This window comes from Variovorax sp. Varisp46, from assembly GCF_059491885.1.
Map to the genome: position 1 here is coordinate 2,196,339 of NZ_CP168515.1, position 23,926 is coordinate 2,220,264.

A 23,926-nucleotide genomic window follows, 5' to 3' on the forward strand; every position below is an offset into this window, starting at 1 on the left:
ATGACGAAGATCAAGACCTTCCTGGCGCGCGCATCGCGCGGTGCCGTGTTCGCTGCAGCACTCGCGGCCCTGGGCTCGACGGCCCTGGCGCAGACCCCGCCCGCGCCGGGTGCCAGCCCCCGCATCGACGCCATCCGCAAGGCCGGCGTGCTGCGCGTCGGCGTGGTCAACAACCCGCCCTGGCTGGTGCAGAACACCAGCGGCGACGGCGAAGACTGGGCCGGCCCGTCGTGGATGCTGGGCAAGGAATTCGCCAAGCTGCTCGGCGTGAAGATGATGCCGGTGGCGGTGAGCCACGAAACCAAGGTGCCGGCGCTGGTGGCCAACCAGATGGACATCATGATCGGCCCGCTGAACCAGACGGCCGAGCGCGCGAAGATCATCGACTTCGTCACCTTCTCCAGCACCGGCGTGTGCATGTTCGGACGCGCCGACAACCCGAAGTTCACCGGCGCGAAGACGCTCGAGGACTTCAACAGGCCCGAAGTCACCATCGCCTATTTCTCGGGTGCCGGCGAAGAGCCGCTGGTGCGCCAGCAGTTCCCGAAGGCCAAGCTGCGCGGGGTGGCCAATTCAGGCTCGGTCGCGCCCATCGAGGAAGTGATGGCCGGGCGCTCCGACGTGGCGCCGCTCAACCGCATGCTGTGGCCCAACATCAGCAAGAAGGTGAAGGGGCTGGCCGCGTTCCCGAAGGAAAACGACTGCCAGGACAGCAAGATCTTCGAGATCCAGTCCGGCATGGGCGTGGCCAAGGAACAGCAGGTGTACCTCGACTGGCTGCGATCGGTGGCGCAGCGCATGCAGCCCGCGCTGACCGCGGAAGAGCGGCGCATGACGCAGAACCTCAAGTAAGTCGAGCGCCTTCGGGCGCTTCCTCCACCTCCCATCGAAGTCTTTCGGGCCGCCGCCATCAGAGTGGCCCGCGGGGACTCCCTTGCCCATCATTTCGAGATCTTCACCATGTTGAATTGCCAGATCCACGGTGCCCGCGACCTGCGCGTGGAAGACGTGCCCACGGAAACGCTCTCGCCCACGCAGGTGCGCGTCGGCGTCAAGGCCGTGGGCATCTGCGGCTCCGACCTGCACTACTACCAGCACGGCCGCGTCGGCGACTTCCTGATCCGCGCCCCGCTCACGCCGGGCCATGAAGCCTCGGGCCAGGTGCTGGAAGTGGGCGCGCAAGTGACCTCGGTGCGCGCCGGCGACCGCGTGGCGCTCAACCCCTCGCGCACCTGCGGCCACTGCCGCTTCTGCCGCATGGGTGCTTCCAACCACTGCGAGAACGTGCACTTCTTCGGCAGCGCGAGCAAGTGGCCCCACATGCAGGGCGCGATGCGCGAGCAGGTGGTGGTGGAAGCGAGCCAGTGCGTGCCCGTACCCGACGGCCTGTCGTTCGAACTGGCCGCCTTCGGCGAGCCGCTGGCGGTGGCGCTGCATGCGGTGCAGGAGGCCGGCTCGCTGCTGGGCAAGACAGTGATGGTGATCGGCACCGGCCCCATCGGGGCCCTGATCCTCATGGCCGCGAAGCTGGCGGGCGCGAGCCGGCTGATCGCAGTGGACATCCAGGACCAGACGCTGGCCGCCTGCACCCGCGTGGGCGCCACGCAGACCATCAACGCCGCGAAGGACCCGGCGGCACTGGACGCGCTGGCCGAGGGCAAGGGCCAGGTCGACGTGAGCTTCGAGGTGTCGGGCAACTACGCAGGGCTGGCCAACTGCATCCGCCTCACGCGCCCGCGCGGCACCGTCGTGCAGGTGGGCACACTCAACGGCAGCAGCGAGGGCTGCCCGTTCAACCAGGTCATGGTGAAGAGCCTCACCTATGTGGGCACCTTCCGCTTCATCGGCGAGTACGCATGGGCGGTCGACTACCTGAGCCGCGGCGTGCTCGACGTGTCGCCGCTGCTGACCGACGCACTGCCGGTGTCGCGCGTGCACGAGGCCTTCGCGCTGGCCGCCGACCGGCAGCGCGCCATGAAGGTGATGGTCACGTTCTGAAGAACGTGCCCGCCCTTCCCTTCATCACCTCACGGGGATTCTTCCCATGAACTTCGATTTCTCGCCGATCGCGGACAACTGGCGCTTCTTCGCCAGCGGCCTGGGCATGACCGTGCTGCTGAGCATCGTCAGCGCGGCCACGAGCCTGCTGGCCGGGCTCGTGATTGCGCTGTTGCGCCTGTACGGCCCGCGCTGGCTGCGGCCGCTGCTGGTCTTCTACATCGACTCGATGCGCGCCATTCCGGTGCTGGTGGTGCTGATCTGGATCTACTTCGCATTTCCGATCATCGCGAACGTGACCTTCCCGCCCTTCTGGGCGGCGCTGGTCGCGCTCACGCTGCACATCGCGGCCTACGCGGCGGAGGTGATCCGCGCAGGCATCGAGTCGATCCGGCCGGGCCAGACGCGCGCCGCACTGGCGCTGGGCATGTCGGGCGCGCAGATTTTGCGCAAGGTGCTGCTGCCGCAGGCCATCGTGCGGATGCTGCCGGCCTTCGGTTCGATCCTCACCATCGCGATCAAGGACACGGCCATCGCCACCGTGATCGCGGTGCCCGAGCTGATGCACCGCGCCGAAACCGTGGCCGGCCAGAGCTACCGGCCGGTGGAGGTGTTCACCGCGGTGATGGTGGCGTACTTCTGCATCCTGTTTCCCGTCACGCGGGGCGTGGACCGGCTCTATCGCCGCTTCGCGCACCTTGGCCGCTCGTAGGAAAGACACAGCCATGACATTCGATTGGTCCGTGATCTGGACGCACCGCGCCGCGCTGCTCGAAGGCGCCGCCCTCACCGTGGGCCTGACCGTGCTCACGATGCTGCTGGCAGTGCCCGGCGGCATCGTGCTCGCGCTGATGCGCCTGTCGCCCAACAAGCTGCTGCAGTCGGTTTCGCTCGGCTTCGTGGAGTTCTTCCGCAACCTGCCACTGATCCTCGTCATCTACTGGGCCTTCTACGTGATGCCCATGGCCTTCGACGTGCAGTTCTCGGCCATCACCACCGCGCTCGTGGCGCTGGTGCTGAACGTCGCGGCCTACAACGCCGAGACCTTCCGCGCAGGCATCAACTCGATCCGCAAGGGGCAGATGGAGGCCGCGCTCGCCATGGGCATGTCGCGCCGCCAGGCGATGTTCAAGGTGGTGATCCCGCAGGCCGCGCGCCGCATCCTGCCGGTGATCGCGAGCACCTGGATCTCGCTGTTCAAGGACACCTCGCTGGTCTCGGTCATCGCCGTCAGCGAGCTGGCCTACACCTCGATGCAGATTCGTGCGCAGACCTTCCGCGTACTGGAGATGCTCACCGCCATGGCCGTCATCTACTGGCTCATGGGCTACCCGCAAGCCAAGCTGGTGGACTGGATCCACCGCAAATACGGAGTCAAGGAATGAACGCAACCACCCCAACCGCTCTTTCCCCGGCGCGCAAGAACGCCGACCAGCCGCCCGTGCTGGTGTACGAGAACGTCCGCAAGCTGTACGGCGACTTCGTGGCGCTGCGCGGCGTGTCGCTGCAGGTGCACAAGGGCGAGGTGATGTGCCTGATCGGTCCCTCGGGCTCGGGCAAGTCCACGCTGCTTCGCTGCACCAACGCGCTGGAGACCATCGACGGCGGGCGCGTGCTGGTCGACGGCGTGGCGCTGCCCTCGCAGGAGTCGCAGGTGCGCAAGGTGCGCCAGCGCATGGGCATGGTGTTCCAGAGCTTCGAGCTGTTCCCGCACAAGTCGGCGCTCGACAACGTGGCGATGGGCCCGGTCACAGTGCTGGGCATGCCCGAGGACAAGGCCCGCGCCCGCGCGATGGTGCTGCTGGAAAAGGTGGGCCTGGCGAACAAGGCCGGCAACTTCCCGGCCAACCTCTCGGGCGGCCAGCAGCAGCGCGTGGCCATTGCCCGCGCGCTGGCGATGGAGCCCGAGGTGATGCTGTTCGACGAGCCCACCTCGGCGCTCGACCCCGAGACCGTCGGCGAAGTGCTGAGCGTGATGCAGAAGCTCGCGCAGGAAGGCATGACCATGATCGTGGTGACGCACGAGATGGGCTTCGCGCGGCGCGTGGCCGACTGGGTGGTGGTGTTCGAAGCCGGCGCCATCATCGAACAGGGCCCGCCCACGCAGATCTTCGACAACCCGACGGTGGAGCGCACCCGCGACTTCCTCGGTCACCTCGGCTGGAACGGCTGAACCACTCACCCCCTGAAGCCACGCATCATGAAAATCACCAACGCGCGCGTCATCGTCTGCAGCCCCGGGCGCAACTTCGTCACCCTCAAGATCGAAACCGACGAGGGCCTCACCGGCATCGGCGATGCCACGCTCAACGGACGCGAGCTGGCCGTGGCGGCCTACCTCACCGAGCACGTCATTCCCTGCCTGATCGGGCGCGACGCGCAGCAGATCGAGGACATCTGGCAATACCTCTACAAGGGCGCCTACTGGCGCCGCGGCCCGGTCACCATGACCGCCATCGCCGCGGTCGACACCGCGCTGTGGGACATCAAGGCCAAGGCCGCGAACATGCCGCTGTACCAGCTGCTCGGCGGCAAGAGCCGCACCGGCGTGATGGTGTACGGCCACGCCAACGGCCGCGACATCGAACAGACGGTGGACGAGGTGCTTCGCTACAGGGACGAAGGCTACCTGGCCATCCGCGCGCAGAGCGGCGTGCCGGGCCTGGAAAAGGTGTACGGCGTGGGCCGCGGCACCATGTTCTACGAGCCGGCCGACGCTGACCTGCCCAGCGAGCACGACTGGTCGACCGCCAAGTACCTGGAGCACACGCCGAAGCTCTTCGACGCAGTGCGTAGCGCCGTGGGCCCCGACATCCACCTGCTGCACGACGTGCACCATCGCCTGACGCCCATCGAGGCCGGGCGGCTGGGCAAGTCGCTCGAACCCTTCAACCTGTTCTGGATGGAAGACGCCACGCCGGCCGAGAACCAGGAAGCCTTCAGGCTCATCCGCCAGCACACGACCACGCCGCTGGCCGTGGGTGAGATCTTCAACAGCATCTGGGACTGCAAGGACCTGATCGAAAACCAGCTGATCGACTTCATCCGCACCACGGTGGTCCACGCGGGCGGCATCACCCAGCTGCGCCGCATCGCCGACCTGGCTTCGCTCTACCAGGTGCGCACCGGCTGCCATGGCGCGACCGACCTGTCGCCGGCTTGCATGGGCGCGGCGCTGCACTTCGACATGTGGGTGCCCAACTTCGGCATCCAGGAATACATGCGCCACACCGATGAAACCGATGCAGTGTTCCCTCATGCCTACAGCTTCGCCAACGGCATGCTGCATCCAGGCGAGGCACCGGGCCATGGCGTGGGCATCGACGAGAAGCTCGCCGCCAAGTACCCGTACCAGCGCGCCTACCTGCCGGTGAACCGGCTTCAGCACGACGGCACGCTGTGGAACTGGTGAACGGGGAAAGCGCCATGGCACGTCTGCATCCCGGCACCCTGCCCTCGCTGCCCGCCGACGTGGCAAAACCGCGCTATGTGCGCGATGCGCTGCAGGCCGGCATCGTCCACCTCGGCGTGGGCGCCTTCCATCGCGCGCACCTTGCGGTCGTCAACGAGGCCGCGCTGCATGCCAGCGGCGACCTGCGCTGGGGCACGGTGGGCGTGTCGCTGCGCGCGGCCGATACGCGCGATGCGCTGCAGCCGCAAGGCGGCCTCTACACGCTGGCACTGCGCGATGCGGCCGACGACGGCAGCCCGCGCGAGGCGCTGCAGGTGGTGGGCAACCTGCTCGACGTGCTCGTGGCGCCGGAAGACCCGCTGGCCGTGCTCGAACGCCTCGCCCATCCGGACACGCGCATCGTCACCCTGACGATCACCGAGAAGGGCTACCACCACGACCCGGCCACCGGCGCGCTGCGGCTGGACGACGCCGGCATCGTGCACGACCTCGCGCACCCGCAAGCGCCGCGCACGATGCCCGGCTTCGTCGTGCACGCGCTGAACCTGCGCCGCCAGCGCGGGCTGCCGCCCGTGACGCTGCTGTCCTGCGACAACCTGCCCGCGAACGGCGACACGCTGCGCGGCATCGTGCTGGCCTTTGCGCAGCAGGTCGACGGCGCATTGCACGGCTGGATCGGGGCGCACTGCACCTTCCCCAATTCGATGGTCGATCGCATCGTGCCGCGCACCACCGACGCCGATCGCGAACGCATCTCCGCGCGCCTCGGCGCCGAAGATGCATGGCCGGTGATCGGCGAGCCCTTTCTCGAATGGGTGGTGGAAGACCGCTTCGCCAACGGGCGCCCCGGCTGGGCCGCGGGAGGCGCGCGCTTCGTCGAGCATGCGGAACCCTTCGAGCGGCTGAAGCTGCGCATGGTCAACGGCAGCCATTCGGCGCTCGCCTACCTGGGTACGATGGCGGGCTTTCGCACGGTGGACCGCGCGATGGCGGAGCCGGCCTTGCGCAACTTCATCGATGCGTTGATGCGCGAAGAGATCGCCCCCACGCTGCCGGCCATGCAGGGCCTCGACCTGGACAGCTATCGCGCGCGGCTGCTGCAGCGCTTCTCGAATCCCGCGCTACAGCACCAGACGAAGCAGATCGCAATGGACGGCTCGCAGAAGCTGCCGCAGCGCCTGCTCGGCACCGTGCGCGACCGGCTCGCTGCCGGACAGCCCATCGACCGGCTCGCGCTCGCCATCGCCGCATGGATTCACTACCTGCGCGGCGTGGACGAGACCGGTGCCACGCACGACATACAAGACCCTCTCGCCGAAGCACTGGCCCACCGGCTCGTGCAAGCCGACGCGGCACCGTCGGTGCAGGAGCGCGTTGCCTTCTTCGCGGGGTTCGCGCCAGTCTTCGGCGAGCTCGGCGGTGAACCGCGCTTCGTCGCGGCAGTGGCGCGCCAACTGGCCGTGCTCGAGACGCGCGGCGTGCTTGGTTCCCTGGCCGTCTTCGACACGACGGCCAGCGGCTGACGTCCGGCTCTGCGGCGGCGCCTCAACGCTTCTTGCGGCGCCCCTTGTAGGCGGGCATGGCCTCGTAGCGATAAACGCGGAATCCGTCCTTCTGCATGAAGCTGACCGGCTCCCAGCCGCGTGCCAGCGCGCAGTCGGTGATCTGCGCCATCTGCACGCCCAGGTAGTCCTGCAGGCTGTCGGCCACAGCGAGTTCGAATTTCTTCAGTTCGCGGTCCAGCGATTCCACCGCCGCAATGGCGGCCTCGACGCGGGTGAAGGGACGCACATGCGTCATCCCCTTGCTGCTCGCCGCAGTGCGCTCCTTCGCGGGATGTTCCGCGCTGAAATTCACGCTGGCTCCGCCTTCCATGCCGTTGAGGCCACCGATGGCACCCATGCTGCTCATTGCGTTCATGCCACGACCCGGCTCGCGCAGCCGGCCTCGAACTGTTCCACCATGTTCCTCGCTCCTACGGCGTTTCAGCGCCGGTCGAGCGATACAAGGCAAGCAGCATGCCCTGCGAAAAACTGCTGGCGGGCATCCAAAAACCAGCGCCTTCGCCGCACAAATGTGTACTTGCGTGACTTTTTGGTCACTTCCCAAAACAAAATTGGCATGCCAGTGGGCATGCCATGCTTCATCAAGCCCTGAGGCAGCGGCCGCGCAGCGTCAACGCGCGATCTCCCGGCGCGACAGCATCACGTCGCCGCTGTTGGTGTTGAAGGCGATGGTCGGCGCGCTGACATCGCTGAGCGGCGCGCCCAGCCCGATCTCTCCGCGCCCGTGCAGCACGCATTCCTCGCGCCGCAGGGCGATCTCGGTGCTCGGTCCGCCGTTGCCATGGAAGCGCACCCAGGTGCCATAGGTGCTGACGTCGATCAGCACACAGCTGCCCTGTCGCAACTCGATGCGCGCATGCAGCCGCGAGACGCGGGGATCGTTGACCACGAACTGGGCGTCATTGACGCGCCCGAGATGGATCGGGAGTTCTTCGGTACGGAACATCGAACGAACGTCGAGCCAGGCCAGTTCGATCTGGCCGAACGTGGAGTCCGGCATCCGCAGCGGAGCGAGCGCCGCAGGCACGGTGAGGAAGCTCGTCACCTCCTCCTGCCAATCGATACGGTGCACCACGGACATCTCGCTGCGGCCGCGGATGTTGATGAGGCCCAGGTCGCGGTGTTGCACCGTGCCTTCGCGCAATTGCGAGATGACCGCGTCAGTCACCCAGATCTGGCCGGGACCGGCCAGGTCGCTCAGGCGCGAGGCCAGGTTGACGGCGTCGCCGTAGCAGTCGCCCTCGACCTCGACCACCTCGCCGCTGGCCACGCCGATCTGCAGCGCCATGCGCAACGGCACAGGCCACGCGAGCAGCCGCTTCTGGTGATAGCGCTGCAGCTCGACGACAGCGTGCGTGGCGGCTGCACCACTGGAGAAGATGGCGAACACGCCGTCTCCGAGCGACTTCACCACTCGGCCGCCATGCGCCTGGCACACGCCGCCGATCCATTGCGTCAGCCGCGTCACGGTTTCCGTGGCCCGCGCATTCCCCATGGCCTCGAAGACTCTCGTACTCCCCGTCAAGTCCGCGAATACGACTGTGGAATTGACACCCATATTGTTGTGATTCTCGATTTTTCTATCGCAGGTTGTGAACGTTCAGGCTCTCTACCTTCCTCCGCAAACAGCTCTCCTGGCTATATCCATCGCGCACAAAAAGAAACGGCGTGCGCTCTCTTCGTGTTGACCACTGGGTATACCCCGTTGGGCACGGAGCAGACATACCAAGGGTCTTTTGGCCGCTTGTAGTACTTTTGAAAACAAAACACAACGACGGCGAAAAACACTAAGCCAAGGGTGTTGTTTACAAACAAGAAACATCGTTTCAGATCTTGTGGAACTCCTGACTGAGGCTTAAGGTAGCGGCCGTCCTGGCTTCCCACACGCATCCCGTCCATGCTTCTCCGCCTCCTTCGCCTGCTGAACGTACCCGGCTCCGGATCCCGCCAGGCGACGGAGAGCCAGCTGGGGCGCATTCGCACTGCGATGCTGTCGGTGCTCCAGGGCCATGGCGGCCACTCGGTGCAGCGCGTCAGCCAACGCGTGCGCTTCGCGGCCGACGTCGAGGCACTCTGGTACCTGCGACAGGACGTGATGATGGCGCTGAGCGCCATCGATGGCGAAACCGCCGCCCGCCGCCAGATGAAAGCCATCAACAGCATGTTCAAGGGCGGATTGCCGGGCTCGATGGGGCCTCGTGCGCACCAGCGCTTTACCAGCAACAACAGCTGAAGCTGCGGCGGCCCTTCGGGGCCGTTTTTCTTTTTTCGATTTCTTCTCCCTGCCCGTGGTCAATGGGCGTGTTGATGATCATGTTCGTGGTGGTGCCCGTGCGCCGACGCGTGCAAGTGGCCCCAGACGAGGAAGACGTCGCGCCCTTGCGCCGCCATCGACACCTTCGCGCCCACCGGCAGCAGCACCTTCGTGGGCACGTGGCCGAACGGCAGGCCCGCCAGCACCGGCACCTTGAGCGAAGCGCGCAGCCGGTCGATCACCGTGTCCAGGCCAAAGCCGCGGTCGTAGCCCGGCACCTTGCGGATACCCGTGAACTGCCCGAACACGATGGCACGCTGGCGCGCCAGCACGCCGGCCATCTTCAACTGGTCGAGCATGCGTTCGATGCGGTACGGATGCTCGTTGGTGTCCTCGATGAAGAGCACTCCCTTGTCGACCGCGGGAAAGTACGGCGTGCCGAGCAGGCTGGCCAGCACGCAGAGGTTGCCACCCCACAGCACCGCGTCCTGCACCGGCTTGAACTTCAGGTCGGCATCGCGCGCCGGCATGCGCCAGCCGGTGCCTTCGCCCTGCCCGCTCACGAGGTCGTCGAAGCAGGCTTCCATGATGTCGTCAGGACCGGCCTCGGCGCCGAAGTCTTCGCCGAGCGCAGGGCCCGACCAGCTCACGGCGCCGGTCTTGGCCAGCAGCGCGCTCTGCAGCGCGGTGAAGTCGCTGCAGCCGACGAACTCGGTGCCCTTGCCGATCGCCTTGGCCACGGCCTTGTAGGGAATGGCATCCAGGATGCGCGTGAGGCCGTAGCCGCCGCGCGCGATGAGCGCGACGTCGGCACCGCTTGCTGCGGCGCGCGAAATCGCGGCGAGCCGCGTGGCGTCGTCGCCCGCGAAGCGTTGGTACGCCGAGAGTGCCGCCTCGTCGATTTCGACTTCATGGCCCAGCGCCTGGAGCCGCTTGACGCCGCGCCGGAACGCGGCCTTGTCGCGGACCGCGCTGGCGGGGGAATAGATATAGATGTGTTTGCTCACGTGTTCGAGTATCCCATTGCGTTTCGCGCCTGCAGCACGAACGTTCGAGCTTGCGCCGGCGCAGGTCCCGAGGACGTGGCGATGGGGCCGAGCGCGCGCAGCGCGGCTTCGTAGCCCCGATCGGGGAAAGGTGCGCGCCATGCGCCCCCGATTTGCTCGCCGCCGTCGGGCACGAGCAGCATCGCCGCGAAACGGCCGGGCGCCGCGGCCTGCAGCAGCGCGGCCAGGTCGGTCGCGGCCGCGCTGTGCGCAAGCACCATCGCGCCGGGCTGCATGCGATCCAGCCATTCGAGCAGCACGTCGCGGTGCCATTCAAGGCGATGCGGCGCTTCGCGCTTGGGCTTGTCGCTCTTGCCGAAACCGATCAGGTCGGGCACGAGCGTGCGCAGCCCGGGCAGGCCCACGAGCTGCCGGAAGAAGTAGCCCCATTCGCCCGGGCCGTGCAGGCACAGGCAGCAGGCTGCTTCGCCTTCACCGCCTTCACCGCCTTCATCGACGTAGTGCATGCGCCAGCCCTGCTGGCTCGGCAGGTCCTGCACGTAGTGCGGCGCGAAGGCGTAGCCGGCCAGCGCGTCGAAGCGTTCCTGCGGCGTGCGCAGCGCGTCGTCGCGCAAGGGTTCGGCCTGCGCGCGCGCGGCGCTCCGGCGCTGCTGGAAGAAGGCCTGCAGCACCGCGGCGCACTCCTGCGCCAGCACCCCGCCCTGCACCAGCGTGCGATGGTTCAGCCGAGGTTCGGCGAAGAGATCGAGCACCGAACCGGCTGCACCGGTCTTGGGATCGGTCGCGCCGTACACGACGCGCGCCAGCCGCGAATGCAGCATCGCCCCCGAGCACATCGCGCACGGTTCCAGCGTGACGAACAGCTCGCAGCCATCGAGCCGGTAGTTGCCGAGCGCTGCGGCACCGGCGCGCAACGCGTTGATCTCGGCATGCGCGCTCGGATCGTGCTGTGCGACCGGCGTGTTGCGGCCTGTCGCGATCAGCTGGCCGTCCTTGACCAGCACAGCGCCGACGGGCACTTCGCCAGCCTCGGCGGCAAGCTGCGCCTCGGCGAGCGCGAGCGCCATCCAGTGCACGTCGCCCGGCATCGGTGCGGGATTGGCCTCAGTTGTCATCCGGCATCTGGCGCGCCTTGGTCGCCGCGTCGAGCGCTTCCTTGACCTGCCGCTGCACCTGTTGCGCATTCACAGGCGCTTCGCCTGCTGGTGCAGCAACGCCGGGCACGGCCGGCCGCGAAGAAGAAGCCATGCTCGTCATCTGCTTCTTCGCAACCAGCCCGGCGATCACGAGTGCCAGCACGAGGCCGATGAGTCCGAGTCCGCGCATCTCAGCGTTCCTGCGCCACGGGCGCATCGGCCGTCATGCCGAGCCGGCCCATCCACACGGCAAGCGCCTGCTCGTCCGGCGTGCCCGCGCTGTAGACCGCGTGCATCGCGGCATGCGACTCGCGGCGGTGCTGGTTGAGCTTGACCTTGCATTGCAGCGCCGTCACGCGCAACTCGAAGCCCGTGATGCCGGCCAGCATCTTGAGCTGGAATTCCTCGCCCAGGTCGCGCCACTGCTGCGCATAGGCGGGCTCGTGGTCGCCGATGAGTTTCTTGAGCAGCGCGTCCTTGTCCGCGGACTCCTCGATCAGCCGGGCCTCGACGGTGCAGTGCACGGCCAGGTAGTTCCAGGTCGGCACGCGGGCCAGGTCAGGGTACACCGAAGGTGACAGGTACGAATGCGGACCGAGGAAGATGACGACCGCCTTGGGTCGCGCCTGCAGGTAGCGCCAGTGCGGATTGGGCTTGGCGCAATGCCCCAGCAGCACCAGTTCGTCGCCTCCGCGCGGCTCGGCCACGAGCGGCAGGTGCGTGACGTACGGCAACCCGTCGTCGTCGTTCGAGATCAGGCTCGCGAACGGGTGCGAGCGCATCAGCTCCAGCGCGATGGCCGGGTCCTTGGCATTGAACTGCGGGGGCATGTACATGGGCGTTTTTCCTCGTGGCGAGGCCCGATTGTCCCCGAGCCGCCCCTATCTTGTACGCGGCGCCTCCAGCAGTTTCACCATCGCGGTGTAGCCGCGCGCCTTGGCCAGCTGCAGCGGCGTGTTGCCCTGGCGGTCGGTCAGCTTGAGGCTGGCGCCGGCATCGATCAGCGCGGCCAGCGTGCGCTGATGGCGCGGGCCGCCGTCGCCGAGCACGATGGATTCGATCACGGCCGTCCAGTGCAGGTTGTTGACGTGGTCGAGCGGCGCACCCGCCGCGATCAGCCGCCGCACCACCTCGTCGTGCCCGAGGTGCGCGGCCGCGATCAGCGCGGTGCCGTCGTAGCGGCTCGTGGTCTGCCCGGCCTTGGCGCCGAGCGACAGCAGCAGGGAAAGCGTCGGCGTGTCATCGGCCACCGACGCGATGGTGACGGCGTCGTAGCGGTCGTCGTCGAGCAGGTCAAGGTTGGCGCCGGCCTTGGCCAGCAGCTTGATCGCCTCGCGCTGCCGCGCATGCGTGGCAACATGCAGCGGCGTGCGGCCGCGCGTGTCGCGCGCATCGAGGTTGGCGCCCGCGGCGGCCAGCGCCTTCAGCTTCTGCAGGTCGCCATGCCATGCAGCCTGGTGCAGTCCCTCGTAGGCCAGCACCTCCGCTGCCAGCGGCGGCACCTGGGCGAGCGCTCTGATCGGCACGCCCAACCCGAGCGCGATCGCCAGCACACCCGGCCAGATGCCGCGCGCCTTCATCAGAGCAGGCCCTTGACCTTTTCCAGCGCCGCGTTGGCGCACTGGTCGTCGAGATGGCCGCCGGGTGCGCCGCCCACACCGACCGCGCCGATCACTTCATTGCCCGACTTGACCGGCACGCCGCCGCCCAGCAGCAGGAAGCCCGGCAGGTAGACCAGATTGGCCGCACCTGCGTTCTTCTGCGCGCCTTCCATCATGGCCTGCGTCGGGCTCTTGGCCGAGGCCGAGGTCCAGGCCTTGCGCTCGCTCGAAGCCAGCGTGTGCGGGCCAGCGTTGTCGGCGCGCTGCACGGCACGCACGGTGCCGGCGCGGTCGACCACGGTGGCCGCCACGTTGTAGCCGTTGGCCGCGCAGGCGGCCACGGCTTCGGCCGCGATCTGGTTGGCCAGCGCGAGCGAGATGTTCTTTTCGGTGCGCACGGCCGAAGCCGCGGGTGCGGGCGTCTGGGCCTGGACCGCGGAAGCGGCAAGCAGGACGGCGAGGCCGCCGAGGCGAAGGATGGAATGCATTGTTCGTTTTCTCCAGTGGATGCGGGTGGTTGCGCCGGCTGTTGCCGACGGCTGCGCCACTGTAGAAAACCCGGCGCGCAACGGCCATTCGTACGGCTACGCGCGGTGCTCCGTAGTTCTACGGAGCGCTGTCCACCAGCACGGCGTAGCGCCGGATCAATTGCGCGAGCGAATCGCAGCCGAGCTTGGCGAACAGGTTGGCGCGGTGCGTCTCGACCGTGCGCGGCGACAGCGCGAGCGTGCGCGCGATCTCCTTGTTGGTCAGCCCCTGCACGATGAAGGCGAGCACCTCGCGCTCGCGCTCCGACAGCTGAGCCACCCGCTCGCGCGCGGCGTTGTCCGCCTGCGAGCGTTCGCGCGAGCGCACGTGCTGCCGCACGGCCTGCTGCAGCGCTTCGAGCAATTGCTCGTCGTCCACCGGCTTTTCGAGAAACTCGGCCGCGCCGGCCTTGAAGGCGCGGCGGCACATCTCGACCGTGCCGTGGCCGGTCAGCATGATCACGGGCTGGTCGACGCCCTGCGCCACCAGACGGTCGAGCACCGTCAGGCCACTGATACCGGGCATGCGCACGTCGAGCACGATGGCGCCGACACTCGCGCGGTCGAACCCGTCGATAAAGGCCTGCGGGTCGGCCCAGGCCTGAACGCGCAGGCCGACCGTACCGATCAGCAGCGACAGGCTGTCGCGCACCGCCTGGTCGTCGTCGATCAGGTGGACCAGCGGAGATTGCGGTGGATGGATGCTCGGCGTGTTCATGGGGACGGTGCGACCAGCGGCAGCAAAAGAGTGAAGCGCGCGCCGCGCGGCGAGGCGTTGGCTGCGCTCAGGCTGCCGCCCATGCCGCTGGCCAGGGTTTCGCTGAGGCTCAGGCCGAGGCCCAGTCCGCCTTCGCGCGTGCTGAAAAAGGGCTCGAAGAGGCGCGGCAGGGCCTCGGGGGCGATGCCGCGTCCGTTGTCGGTCACGGTCAGCACGCCCTCCTGCCCATTGCGGCCGACCGAGACGACGAGGCGCCGCTCGGCCGCCGGCACGAGCTCGAGCGCCTGAAGCGCGTTCATCAGCAGGTTGTGCACGATCTGCTCGAGGGCCACGGCCTCGGCCTGCACGCGCACCGGCGCCTGCGCGGTGGCGTCGAACTGCGCGTTGATCGTGTGCTTCGCGAACTCCGGCGCCAGCAGGTGCATGGCGCTGCGCACCACCTCCTGCAGCACCAGCGGCTTCGCGTCGCCCGCGGCCTCTGGACGCTCGATGACGCGGCGCAGGCGTCCCACCACGCTGGCCGCGCGGCGCGCCTGCTCGACGGCCTGCCCCATCGCGTCGCGCGCCGTGGCCAGGTCCGGTGGCTCGTCGTCGAGCAAACGGCGCGCGGCCTGCGCGTTGGCCAGCACCGCCGTGAGGGGCTGGTTGAGTTCGTGCGCCAGCCCGGCAGACAGTTCGCCCAGCGCATTGAGCCGCGCGACCTGCCCAAGCCGCAGCAGCTCTTCGGCCCGCCGCCGCGCCACGCGCTGGCGCTGCGCGGCCCACAGGCCCACCAGCAGCGCAGCCGCGGCCACGGCCCAGCCAGCGATGCCGCGCCACGGCAACTCGCCCCATCCCACCTGCCGCTCGGCCACGAGCTCGAAGGGTTGGCTCGGCGAGGCCAGCGCCTTGGTCAGCCCGAAGCGCCATCCGTTCGTGGCCGGTGCACCGGGTTGCAGCACGAGTTGCTGCCCGTCGCGCTGCAGGCTCACCCTCACGGGGCTGCGCTGCGGGTTCATCGGCCAGTCGCGCCACGGCACGGAGCCGGCCAGGTCGACGTCGAGTGCGTAGCTGAACGGCGTGGCGCCGATGACGAGCACATAGCGGCCATGAGCCAGGTCGAGCGCGGCCAGTTCGGGGCGCTGCAGGCTACGCGAACGCGCCTCGGCCGCGGCCAGTGCGCCGGCCTGCGCGCCGTCTGCCCAGGGCTCGTCGCGGTCGCGCCGCTGCACGCGCAGGATGGACGAATACACCGAAGGCAGGCGCTGCTCCGGATGGTCCGCGCCGGTGCTGGGCTCCAGCAGCGCGAGCGTGGCCAGCACGGCGTCGTACTGCACCATCTGCTGGCTCATGAGCCGGTGCGCGATGCGCACATCGGTCTCGAAGTCCTGGTGCACCTGCGCCAGTTCGGCGCGCGCGAGCCACACCGCGCCAGCGGCGGTGAGCACCAGCCATGCCAGCCACCAACCACCCTGCGTGCGCAACCACTGTTTCATGGCGCGGATTGTGCCCGGCGCGGCGAGCCTGTCCGGGGTTGGCCGAGAATGCGGGCCCAGACATGGCTGACGTACAGGACTCTCTTTTTCCCGATCTTCCGCGCCCTGAAGAGGCGTCAGCGGCCGCGCCGGCGCCCGCCAAGGCGGAAGCCGAACCGCCCGCGAAGAAGAAATCGCGCACCGGCACGGTCGAGCCCGCCCCCACCGATCCGGCACTGGTCGAGCTGGCCGCTGCGCTGCCGCCCAAGCTGCGGCTCGGCACCTCGTCGTGGAGCTATCCGGGCTGGGCCAACCTGGTTTGGGATGGCGAATATGCCGAGACCGTGCTGTCGAAGAACGGCCTCTCCGCGCTGGCGAAGCACCCGCTGTTTCGCACCGTGAGCCTGGACCGCAATTTCTACCGCGCCCTCACCGCCAGCCAGTACGCACGCTACGCGGCAATGGTGCCGGACGACTTCCGCTTCGTGGTGAAGGCGCCGAGCCTCGTGACCGACGCCACCGTGCGCGACGAAAGCGGCCGCGGCATGCAGGCCAACCCCGTGTTCCTCAGCGCCGAGATCGCGCGGCAGGAGTTCGTGCTGCCCGCGCTCGAAGGGCTGGGCCATCGCATCGGCGCGCTGGTGTTCCAGCTGAGCCCGATTCCCGGCCACCTGCTGGCCGACCAGCCCACGCTGCTGGCGCGCATCGCCGAGATGCTCGACTCGCTGTCCGACCTCGCATCGGTCGCGCCCGATGCGGTGATCGCCGTCGAAGTGCGCGACCCGCAGCTGCTGAACCCCGCCTTCGCCGAGATGCTGCGCAGCGTGCGTGCCACCTTCTGCATGGGCCTGCACGCCAAGATGCCCCCCATCGAGGAGCAGTTGCCGATGCTGCGTGCGCTGTGGCCCGGTCCGCTGGTGTGCCGCTGGAACCTGCACCGCCGCCATGGCCGCTTCGGCTACGAGGACGCAGAAAAGCTCTACGGCCCCTTCGACAAGATCGTCGATCCCGATCCCGAGACGCGCGCGGCGCTGGCCAAGGTGATCGCGGGAACCACGCGCGCGGGCCAGAACGCTTTCGTCACCGTGAGCAACAACGCAGAAGGCTGCGCGCCGCTGACCATCGCCCAACTGGCACGCGACCTCATCGGCCTGCCGTCGCGCTAGCCGATGTACTGCTTGGCGGCGACCGTCATCTCGACTTCGACCGTCGCATTCTTCGGCAGTGCATACACGCCGACCGCCGTGCGCACGTGCACGCCGGCCTCGCCGAACACACGGTGCAAGAGGTCGGAAGCGGCATCGGCCACTTCGCTCTGCTGCGTGAAGTCGGCCGTGCATTGCACGAACACGCCCACGCGCAAGACCTTCTCGATGGCATCGAGCGAACCGAAGGCCCTGCGCAGCAGCGCCAGGCTGCGCAGCGTGCAGATCTGCGCGCCTTCGCGGGCCTTGTCGAGCGACACTGTGTCGCCGACGCGGCCGGTGACCACCACCGTGGTGCCCACGCGCGGCACCTGGCCGCTGAGGTAGACCGTGCGGCCGTCGCGCACGAGCGGCACGTAGTGGCCGCCGGCAATGATCTCGCCGTCGAAGCTGTGGCCCAGCTCCGCGGCAATCTGGTCGGCGATCTGGTCCCGGGTCTTTTCTGCTGTCATGGCGCTTCCGTGAAAGGGAGGTTCATTGTCGCCAGCCCTCTCACCGCGCAACAGATACAGAGACTGCAGATCAGCGGCAGAACAGATCAGCCCTCGAACGCGAGAAACACCCGCCCGCCCTCGATCTTCACCGGATAGCTGCGCAGGTCTTCGGTGAGCGGCGCGCACATCGCCTTGCCCGTGCGCACGTCGAAGCGCCCCTGGTGCAGCGGGCATTCGATTTCGTGGCCCTCGAGAAAACCATCGCACAGCCGCGCATGGCCGTGCGTGCAGATGTTGTCCGTGGCGTGAATGCCGTCCTCGGTGCCGTAGAGGGCGATGTCGCGCCCCTGCACCTCGATGCCCACCACGTCGTCGGAGGGAATGTCGTCGACGGCCGCGGCGTCGACCCAGGTCATGGTGCTCATGGTCGCTTTCAGATGGGATAGATGATGGAGTTCGGGATCATTTCGCTGTCGAACACGCACAGGCGCGACGCGAACTTCAGGCCTTCAGGTGTGGGCACCACGGTGTCGATGTAGCGGCCGACGTTGAACACCGTCGAAGGCCCGTCGAGCTTGGTGCGGAACACCGCGTAGTTGGCCTCGCTGTGGATCGTGCCGTCTTCGTCGACCTTGTGCACCAGTGGCAGGCCAACGACGTGGCGCTGGTAGTACGGATCGTGGAACAGCGTCTCCTTGATGCCGTAGACCCGGTCTTCCAGCATGCCCCGGCTCTCGAACGAGAGCGTGGCCAGGGGCAGATTGCGCTCGTGGTTTTCACGCGGCTGAAGGCGGTAGCTGCATTGCTCCGTGAAGAACGCGGGCCACAGGTCCCAGTGACCGGAATCGACCGCATGGGCATAGGCCGCATAGAGGCGCGAGAGCTCCAGGTAGGCGTTGGCGTCGAGGTTCTTCATGCTTCCATCACCTCGCGCCAGTAGCGGTACATGCCGCGAATCAGTGTCTCCGTCACCATGTGGTCGGTGTTCTCCACCTCGCGCCCGCCGAGTTCGGCCAGCGTGCGATGGAAGGGCTTCTGCTCGAAGCCTTCCTGCGAGAACTCGATGACTTCGCCGTCATCGGCCGAGACGAAACCCGCGGGGCCGAACAGGTTGGCCTGGCGCAGTCGCCGTTGCGTCATCTCCTCTGTGTCGTCCTCGAAGCCGAAATGCGTCCAGACGAAATCGAAGGCCTCGTGTCCCACGGGCTGGATGTGCCGGGTCGAGACGCTGTTGACCTGCTGCTGGAGGATCAGGCTGGGGAACAGCGTCATCATCACCGCGGTCGGCCCGCCCCACCAGGGCTCGGGCACGATGTCGAGAAAGCGCGGGTCCTTCAGCTGCATGCTCTCCTTGAAGCTCGACACCTGCGTGACCTGGGCCGCCTTGCCGCCGGTGCCGCGCGTGGAGATCATCGCGGCGTGGCGGCCGTGCGCGTCCATCTTCAGTTCCGACCTGTTGTCGGCGCGCCAGAGCCCGAAGGTCACGAACCAGGTGTGCAGCAGGCCCGGGTGGTACGGGTCCTTGATGTTCTCCTGCATCAGCTTCCAGTTGCCTGGAATGCGCTGGCGGCTGTAGCCGAGGATGGTGAGCTTGCGGCCGTCGAACAGGCGGTCGAAGTAATGCAGGATGTCGGGCCCGAGAAAGTCCTCGAGCGACTCGATGCCGTGGTCGAACGATGCGAACACCACGCCGCCGCGCGAGGCCACCTTGAGCCTGGTCAGGCCGTGCTCCTCGGTCTTGAAGTCGGCCGGCATGCCGCCGTTGACCTTGCCGTCCTGCTTCACGCCGCGGCGGAATGGCACGCCCTGCAGGTCGCCCTTGAGCGTGTAGTTCCACTGGTGGTAGGGGCAGACGAACTCCTTGCGGTTGCCATGGCGCTCGCGGCAGAACTGCATGCCGCGATGCGCGCAGACGTTCTCGAAGACGTGGATCACGCCCTCTTCGTCGCGCGACATGACGACCGAACGCTCGCCGATGGCAGTGCGCTTGAAATCGCCGGGGTTCGGAATCTCGGCTTCCAGACCGACGTAGCACCAGTGCTTTTCGTAGAAGAAGCGCTGCAGCTCCTTCTTGTGCAGCGCCTCGTCGGTATAGGCCATGAAGGGAATGCGACTGCTCTTTTCGCTTTCCCATTTCAATTCGATAGGGAACACGGTTTGCGTGGTCATCGCGGGTCTCCTTTTTTCTCGTGGTTTCTTGCTTCAGATGCCTTGCAGGTAGAAGGCATCGGCGTGGATCTGCTCGGTCGCGAGGCCGCGGCCACGCACCAGCTGGGTCACGGCCTCGACCATCGGCGGCGAGCCGCACAGGTAGGCGCGCCAGCCATCGAGGTTGCCCGGCCAGTCGGCGCGGATGGCATCGGTGATGAGGCCCACGCGCTGGTTGTTCCTCGCGGGGCCGGTGACGACCACCACGTGCACATTCAGCCCCGGATGCTGCGCCTGCAGTTCGCGCAGCTCGCCCAGGCCGTAGACGTCGGCATCGGAGCGCACGCCCAGGTAGAGGTGGACAGGCTGTGTCAGCCCGGTCGCTACGGCGCCGCGCACGATCGAGAGGATGGGCGCCAGCCCCGTGCCGCCCGCCGCGCAGAGCATGGGCCCGCGGTGTTTGGTGCGCAGGTAGGCGGTACCCAGCGGCCCGCTCACGCGCACCGAATCGCCAACGCGCAGCTGCTCGAAGATGTGCGCCGTGACCCGCCCGCCGGGCACCCTGCGCACGTGGAATTCAAGCTCGGCGTCGCGGCTCAGTCCGGCCATGGAATACGGCCGCGCCAGATCAGGCGCGAACTGCAGCTGCGCATACTGCCCCGGGGAAAACTCCAGCGGCTTGTTCGGCTTGAGGCGCAGGCGGCGGATGTCGTGCGTGAGCACGTCGATGCCGGTGACCGTCGCCTTCAGGATGCGCGCCGGATGCACCACCACTTCGTCGGGCTCCGGAATCTCGATGGCGCAGCTTTCGGTCAGCGTGCTCTGGCAGGCCAGCACGTAGCGCTCGCCCTGCCCGTCCGGTCGGATCGCGTCCTGGCCGCCGTCAAGCAGCTGGCCCGACACTACTTTGCAGCGGCAGGTGCCGCAGCGTCCCGACATGCAGCTGTACGACACCGGCACATGGTGTTCCCGCAGCACTTCGAGCAGGTTCGCGCCGGGGCGAACCTCGAGGGTGCGGGCAAGGGGGTGAATGTGAAGGTCCATCGTGGGGTTCTCTTGCGCCGGTGTGGATCCGGCTTGTCTCCGGGACCGATGATGCTTGGCCCCTGTCGATTGACCAATAGAATTTGGTGAATCATCTGCATCACTGTGCTGAATAAAGGTGCGCCATGCAACTCAAGGACATCGACCTCAACCTGCTGCTGGTGTTCGACCGCATGCTGGCCGAAAAGCGCGTGTCGGCCGTGGCTGAATCACTCGGGCTTTCGCAGCCGGCCATCAGCAATGCCTTGGCGCGGCTGCGCAAGCTGCTGGGCGACGAACTGTTCCTGCGCACCGCGCGCGGCATGGAGCCCACGCCCTTCGCGCTGCAGTTGGCCGAGCCGGTGGCCTACGCCATGGGCGCGCTGCACACGGCGCTCAACCAGCAGGTGGTGTTCGACCCCGCCACGAGCACGCGCGGATTCACGCTCGCCATGACAGACATCGGCGAGATCTACTTCACGCCGAGGCTGATGGAGGCGCTGTCGGTGGCGGCGCCGGGCGTGACGATCAGCACGCTGCGCAACAACACCGCGACCAACCTGCGCGACGAGTTGGAGGCCGGCCACGTCGACATCGCCATCGGCCTGCTGCCGCAGCTGAAAGCGGGCGTGTTCCAGCGCCGGCTGTTCCTGCAGCGGTACGTGTGCCTGTTCTCGAACGCGCATCCGCTCGCGCACAAGCGCAGCGTTTCGCTCAAGGACTTCAGCGCGGCCGACCACGTGCAGGTGCTGGCTGCCGGCACCGGCCACGGCAAGGCAGACGACGTGATGGCGGCACAGGGCATCCAGCGGCGCATCCGGCTCAAGGTGCCGCACTTCGTGGCCATCGGCCACATCCTGCGATCGAGCAAGATGATCGCGACCGTGCCCGAACGACTCGCACAGAGCATCGCCGAGCCGTTCGGACTGGTCTGGCGCCCACATCCGGTGGCGCTGCCGCAAATCGCGATCAACCTGTTCTGGCACGCGAAGGCGCATCGCGATCCGGGCAACCAGTGGCTGCGCGGGCTGTTGTTCGACAACTTCGCCGATGGTGACTAGATGAGGCCTCTGTTTTCGCGCGCTTGATTTGCGTCGCGCTCGTGGCTACCGCCAGGTCGGCGATGGTCACGTCCTCCGTCTCGCCCGAACGGTGCGACACCACCGCTGAGTAGCCCGAATGTTCGGCCAAGGCGATGGCTGCCAGCGTCTCTTGCCTAGAGTTGTGCGACGTGAAGCAGGTTGGTGGTTCCCGCCTTGCCGAAGGGCATGCCGGCCGCGATGACGATCGCGTCGCCCGCGCGTCCGTAGCCTTCGGCCTGCGTCGTGCTGCGTCCTGTCGAGACCATCTCGTCGACGTTCTTCACGTCGCCGTTCAGGTGGACGGTGTGCACGCCCCAGGCGAGCGCCAGGCGGCGCGCGATGTCGCGATTCGGCGTAAGGCTCAGCACCGGCGCCTTCGGTCGCTCGCGCGCCGCCCGCAGGCTGGTCCAGCCCGAGCGCGTGTAGGTCACCATCGCTACCACCGGCAGCAATGCCGCCACCTGCCGCAATGACGCGCAAATGGCGTCGGCGACCGTCGGGTCGCGGGCGTCCAGCGAGGCATCGAGCACGTCGCGGTAGTGCGGGTCGCGCTCGACCTCCGTGATGATGCGGTCCATCGTCGCCACCGCCTCGATCGGGTAGTGGCCGGAGGCCGATTCGGCCGACAGCATCACCGCGTCTGCGCCGTCGTAGACGGCAGTGGCCACGTCCGACGCCTCAGCACGCGTTGGCACGGGCGACTGGGTCATCGATTCGAGCATCTGCGTGGCGACAATCACCGGCTTGCCGGCGCGCCGGCATTCGCGCACGATGCGTTTCTGGATGCGCGGCACCTGCTCCGCCGGCAGTTCCACGCCGAGGTCGCCGCGCGCAACCATCACGGCGTCGCACAGCGCGACGACGGCGGCCAGCGACTCGATCGCGGCGGGCTTCTCGAGCTTGGCCATCACGCCCGCGCGGCCCTGCACGATCTCGCGCAGTTCCTGCATGTCCTCCGGGCGCTGCACGAACGACAGCGCGACCCAGTCGACGCCGAGCGTCAACCCGAAGTCGAGATCGCGCCGGTCCTTATCAGTCAACGCCGAGATCGGGAGCAGCACGTCGGGCACGTTGACCCCCTTGCGTTCCGACAGGGCGCCACCGGCGATGACGCGCGTGGCCGCGAAGTCGGTTCCGCAGGCCTCGACGCGCAGGCGGATCTTGCCGTCGTCGATCAGCAGGTCGGTGTCCGGTTTCAGCGCGGCGAAGATCTCCGGATGCGGCAAGCTCACGCGCCGCTCATCGCCCGGCGCGGGATCGAGGTCGAGGCGGAACGCGGCGCCCGCCCCCAGGCGGATCGGACCGGCGGCGAAGGTGCCGACGCGCAGCTTCGGCCCTTGCAGGTCGAGCAGCACGCCGAGCGGCCGGCCGGTCTCGAGCTCGACGCGGCGGATGAGTTCCAGCCGTTCCTGGTGCTGGGCGTGGGTACCGTGGCTGAAGTTCAGGCGGAAGACGTCAGCGCCGGCGTCGAACAGGGCGCGGATGGTGGCGAGGTCGGAGCTCGCGGGGCCGAGCGTGGCGACGATCTTGGCGTGGCGAAGGCGGCGCATGGTGTCCTCGGAGGTGTTACCAGACCACTCACAAGCCGCGTGCGCCCGACGCGAGGAAGCCGCCATCGACTGGCATCGCGATGCCCGTCACGTAGCGCGCGTCTTCCGACACCAGGTACACCACGGCCGAAGCGATTTCGCCGCAGGTGCCGTACCGGTTCATCGGGATCGCCTTCGAGTACTCGGCCCGGAACTGCGCGGTATGCAGCACCTGCGTCATTGGCGTGTCGACGGGACCCGGTGCCACCGCATTGGCGGTGATGCCGTGCTCGGCCAGTTCCACGGCCATCTGCCGCGTCAGCGCGATGACGGCACCCTTGGACGTGCCGTAGGCCGTGCGCCCGCTGCCCACGGCGCGCATACCAGCGACAGAGGCGATGTTGACAATACGGCCCCAGCCCTGCTTCACCATCAGACGTGCCGCCGCCTGCGCGCACAGCAGCGTGCCGGTCACGTTGACGTTCATCGTCGCGACGAAGTTGTCGAGCGGGAAGTCGATGAAGGGGAAGACCTTCGCGATGCCGGCAGAGTTGACGAGGATGTCGCAGCGCCCGTGCTCGCGCTCGACCTGCTCGAACGCAGTGGCGATGGCCTCGGGCTTGCCGACGTCCAGCCGCAGCGCACTGGCCCGGCCGCCGGCAGCGCTGAGTTCGCGCGCCGTCGCCGTCGCCGCATCGACATCGAGGTCGGCCACGAGGACGTGGTGGCCGAGGGCCGCCAGGCGGGCGCACACCTCCGCGCCGATGCCCTTGGCGCCGCCGGTGACGAGCGCGACGCGTGATTCGGAATTGGTAGTCATGTCGGGTACCGAT

At 67.8% G+C, this 23,926-nt stretch carries 27 protein-coding genes and 1 pseudogene; 10 read left to right on the plus strand and 18 right to left on the minus strand.

Features of this window, described 5'->3' with window-relative positions:
• The 7 genes from ACEN9N_RS10330 (at position 1) to ACEN9N_RS10360 (ending at position 6,933) form a co-directional block, all read left to right on the plus strand.
• On the plus strand, positions 1–852 hold the full coding sequence (locus ACEN9N_RS10330; RefSeq protein WP_413311754.1) for a transporter substrate-binding domain-containing protein: 852 nt from the start codon (positions 1–3) through the stop codon (positions 850–852).
• 108 nt (positions 853–960) lie between these two features.
• Positions 961–1,998, plus strand: coding sequence for an L-idonate 5-dehydrogenase (locus ACEN9N_RS10335; RefSeq protein WP_413311752.1), 1,038 nt, complete (start codon positions 961–963; stop codon positions 1,996–1,998).
• A gap of 46 nt (positions 1,999–2,044) precedes the next feature.
• Complete coding sequence (locus ACEN9N_RS10340) at positions 2,045–2,710, plus strand: amino acid ABC transporter permease (RefSeq protein WP_495656019.1); 666 nt, start codon at positions 2,045–2,047, stop codon at positions 2,708–2,710.
• Positions 2,711–2,723: 13 nt separating this feature from the next.
• Complete coding sequence (locus tag ACEN9N_RS10345; protein ID WP_413311751.1) at positions 2,724–3,383, plus strand: amino acid ABC transporter permease; 660 nt, start codon at positions 2,724–2,726, stop codon at positions 3,381–3,383.
• On the plus strand, positions 3,380–4,171 hold the full coding sequence (locus tag ACEN9N_RS10350) for an amino acid ABC transporter ATP-binding protein (protein ID WP_082572215.1): 792 nt from the start codon (positions 3,380–3,382) through the stop codon (positions 4,169–4,171). The genes ACEN9N_RS10345 and ACEN9N_RS10350 overlap by 4 nt, the downstream gene beginning before the upstream one ends.
• 27 nt (positions 4,172–4,198) lie before the next feature.
• Positions 4,199–5,410: a D-mannonate dehydratase ManD gene (gene manD / locus ACEN9N_RS10355; RefSeq protein ID WP_495656020.1), complete on the plus strand. Its 1,212-nt coding sequence runs from the start codon at positions 4,199–4,201 to the stop codon at positions 5,408–5,410.
• Between the two features lie 14 nt (positions 5,411–5,424).
• On the plus strand, positions 5,425–6,933 hold the full coding sequence (locus ACEN9N_RS10360; RefSeq protein ID WP_495656021.1) for a mannitol dehydrogenase family protein: 1,509 nt from the start codon (positions 5,425–5,427) through the stop codon (positions 6,931–6,933).
• Positions 6,934–6,955: 22 nt separating this feature from the next.
• On the opposite strand, the gene ACEN9N_RS10365 is transcribed toward ACEN9N_RS10360, so the two are convergent.
• Together ACEN9N_RS10365 and ACEN9N_RS10370 are read right to left on the minus strand one after the other, a co-directional pair.
• Positions 6,956–7,330 carry a hypothetical protein gene (locus ACEN9N_RS10365; RefSeq protein WP_413311746.1) on the minus strand — a complete coding sequence of 125 codons (375 nt, stop codon included), beginning with the start codon at positions 7,328–7,330 and terminating at the stop codon, positions 6,956–6,958.
• A gap of 255 nt (positions 7,331–7,585) precedes the next feature.
• Complete coding sequence (locus ACEN9N_RS10370) at positions 7,586–8,533, minus strand: adenylate/guanylate cyclase domain-containing protein (RefSeq protein WP_007832214.1); 948 nt, start codon at positions 8,531–8,533, stop codon at positions 7,586–7,588.
• 339 nt (positions 8,534–8,872) lie between these two features.
• Between ACEN9N_RS10370 and ACEN9N_RS10375 the strand changes: the two genes are divergently transcribed.
• Positions 8,873–9,208, plus strand: a complete 336-nt coding sequence (locus ACEN9N_RS10375; RefSeq protein ID WP_007832215.1) for a hypothetical protein — start codon at positions 8,873–8,875, stop codon at positions 9,206–9,208.
• A 59-nt stretch (positions 9,209–9,267) separates the two neighbouring features.
• On the opposite strand, the gene ACEN9N_RS10380 is transcribed toward ACEN9N_RS10375, so the two are convergent.
• The 8 genes from ACEN9N_RS10380 to ACEN9N_RS10415 form a co-directional block, all read right to left on the minus strand.
• Entirely contained in the window at positions 9,268–10,236 is a 969-nt protein-coding gene (locus ACEN9N_RS10380) for an LD-carboxypeptidase (RefSeq protein WP_495656022.1), read from the minus strand.
• On the minus strand, positions 10,233–11,351 hold the full coding sequence (tadA, locus tag ACEN9N_RS10385; RefSeq protein WP_495656023.1) for a tRNA adenosine(34) deaminase TadA: 1,119 nt from the start codon (positions 11,349–11,351) through the stop codon (positions 10,233–10,235). The genes ACEN9N_RS10380 and tadA overlap by 4 nt, the downstream gene beginning before the upstream one ends.
• Complete coding sequence (locus ACEN9N_RS10390; protein WP_413311741.1) at positions 11,341–11,562, minus strand: hypothetical protein; 222 nt, start codon at positions 11,560–11,562, stop codon at positions 11,341–11,343. The genes tadA and ACEN9N_RS10390 overlap by 11 nt, the downstream gene beginning before the upstream one ends.
• A 1-nt stretch (position 11,563) precedes the next feature.
• Entirely contained in the window at positions 11,564–12,208 is a 645-nt protein-coding gene (locus tag ACEN9N_RS10395; protein ID WP_495656024.1) for an FMN-binding negative transcriptional regulator, read from the minus strand.
• Positions 12,209–12,253: 45 nt separating this feature from the next.
• A complete protein-coding gene (locus tag ACEN9N_RS10400; protein WP_495656025.1) occupies positions 12,254–12,952 on the minus strand; it encodes an ankyrin repeat domain-containing protein in 699 nt (232 codons plus the stop codon).
• Entirely contained in the window at positions 12,952–13,461 is a 510-nt protein-coding gene (locus tag ACEN9N_RS10405) for a GlcG/HbpS family heme-binding protein (RefSeq protein ID WP_007832221.1), read from the minus strand. Before ACEN9N_RS10405 ends, ACEN9N_RS10400 begins: the two co-directional genes overlap by 1 nt.
• Before the next feature lie 118 nt (positions 13,462–13,579).
• A complete protein-coding gene (locus ACEN9N_RS10410; RefSeq protein ID WP_007832222.1) occupies positions 13,580–14,218 on the minus strand; it encodes a response regulator transcription factor in 639 nt (212 codons plus the stop codon).
• A complete protein-coding gene (locus ACEN9N_RS10415; protein WP_495656026.1) occupies positions 14,215–15,693 on the minus strand; it encodes a sensor histidine kinase in 1,479 nt (492 codons plus the stop codon). Before ACEN9N_RS10415 ends, ACEN9N_RS10410 begins: the two co-directional genes overlap by 4 nt.
• Before the next feature lie 62 nt (positions 15,694–15,755).
• Between ACEN9N_RS10415 and ACEN9N_RS10420 the strand changes: the two genes are divergently transcribed.
• Positions 15,756–16,838: a DUF72 domain-containing protein gene (locus ACEN9N_RS10420; protein ID WP_495656027.1), complete on the plus strand. Its 1,083-nt coding sequence runs from the start codon at positions 15,756–15,758 to the stop codon at positions 16,836–16,838.
• Here ACEN9N_RS10420 and ACEN9N_RS10425 read toward each other — a convergent pair.
• The 5 genes from ACEN9N_RS10425 to ACEN9N_RS10445 form a co-directional block, all read right to left on the minus strand.
• Complete coding sequence (locus ACEN9N_RS10425) at positions 16,835–17,329, minus strand: RidA family protein (RefSeq protein ID WP_495656028.1); 495 nt, start codon at positions 17,327–17,329, stop codon at positions 16,835–16,837. The two genes, ACEN9N_RS10420 and ACEN9N_RS10425, sit on opposite strands and share 4 nt — an antisense overlap.
• Positions 17,330–17,415: 86 nt before the next feature.
• The gene (locus tag ACEN9N_RS10430; protein ID WP_007832227.1) at positions 17,416–17,736 is read right to left on the minus strand and encodes a non-heme iron oxygenase ferredoxin subunit; all 321 of its coding nucleotides are present in this window, start codon (positions 17,734–17,736) and stop codon (positions 17,416–17,418) included.
• Between the two features lie 8 nt (positions 17,737–17,744).
• Entirely contained in the window at positions 17,745–18,227 is a 483-nt protein-coding gene (locus ACEN9N_RS10435; protein ID WP_007832229.1) for an aromatic-ring-hydroxylating dioxygenase subunit beta, read from the minus strand.
• Positions 18,224–19,480 (minus strand): aromatic ring-hydroxylating dioxygenase subunit alpha, encoded by a 1,257-nt coding sequence (locus tag ACEN9N_RS10440; protein WP_413311730.1) that lies wholly within the window; start codon positions 19,478–19,480, stop codon positions 18,224–18,226. The genes ACEN9N_RS10435 and ACEN9N_RS10440 overlap by 4 nt, the downstream gene beginning before the upstream one ends.
• A gap of 33 nt (positions 19,481–19,513) precedes the next feature.
• Positions 19,514–20,503 carry a 2Fe-2S iron-sulfur cluster-binding protein gene (locus ACEN9N_RS10445; protein ID WP_413311728.1) on the minus strand — a complete coding sequence of 330 codons (990 nt, stop codon included), beginning with the start codon at positions 20,501–20,503 and terminating at the stop codon, positions 19,514–19,516.
• Between the two features lie 125 nt (positions 20,504–20,628).
• On the opposite strand from ACEN9N_RS10445, the gene ACEN9N_RS10450 reads away from it, so the two are divergent.
• Positions 20,629–21,543: a LysR family transcriptional regulator gene (locus tag ACEN9N_RS10450; RefSeq protein ID WP_413311726.1), complete on the plus strand. Its 915-nt coding sequence runs from the start codon at positions 20,629–20,631 to the stop codon at positions 21,541–21,543.
• A gap of 1 nt (position 21,544) precedes the next feature.
• Here ACEN9N_RS10450 and eno read toward each other — a convergent pair.
• The 3 genes and pseudogenes from eno to ACEN9N_RS10465 form a co-directional block, all read right to left on the minus strand.
• Positions 21,545–21,694, minus strand: a pseudogene (gene eno / locus ACEN9N_RS10455) (phosphopyruvate hydratase); the annotation flags it as partial.
• 4 nt (positions 21,695–21,698) lie between these two features.
• On the minus strand, positions 21,699–23,114 hold the full coding sequence (gene pyk / locus ACEN9N_RS10460; RefSeq protein ID WP_495656029.1) for a pyruvate kinase: 1,416 nt from the start codon (positions 23,112–23,114) through the stop codon (positions 21,699–21,701).
• 28 nt (positions 23,115–23,142) lie between these two features.
• The gene (locus tag ACEN9N_RS10465) at positions 23,143–23,913 is read right to left on the minus strand and encodes an SDR family NAD(P)-dependent oxidoreductase (RefSeq protein WP_413311722.1); all 771 of its coding nucleotides are present in this window, start codon (positions 23,911–23,913) and stop codon (positions 23,143–23,145) included.
• Positions 23,914–23,926 lie beyond the last annotated feature (13 nt).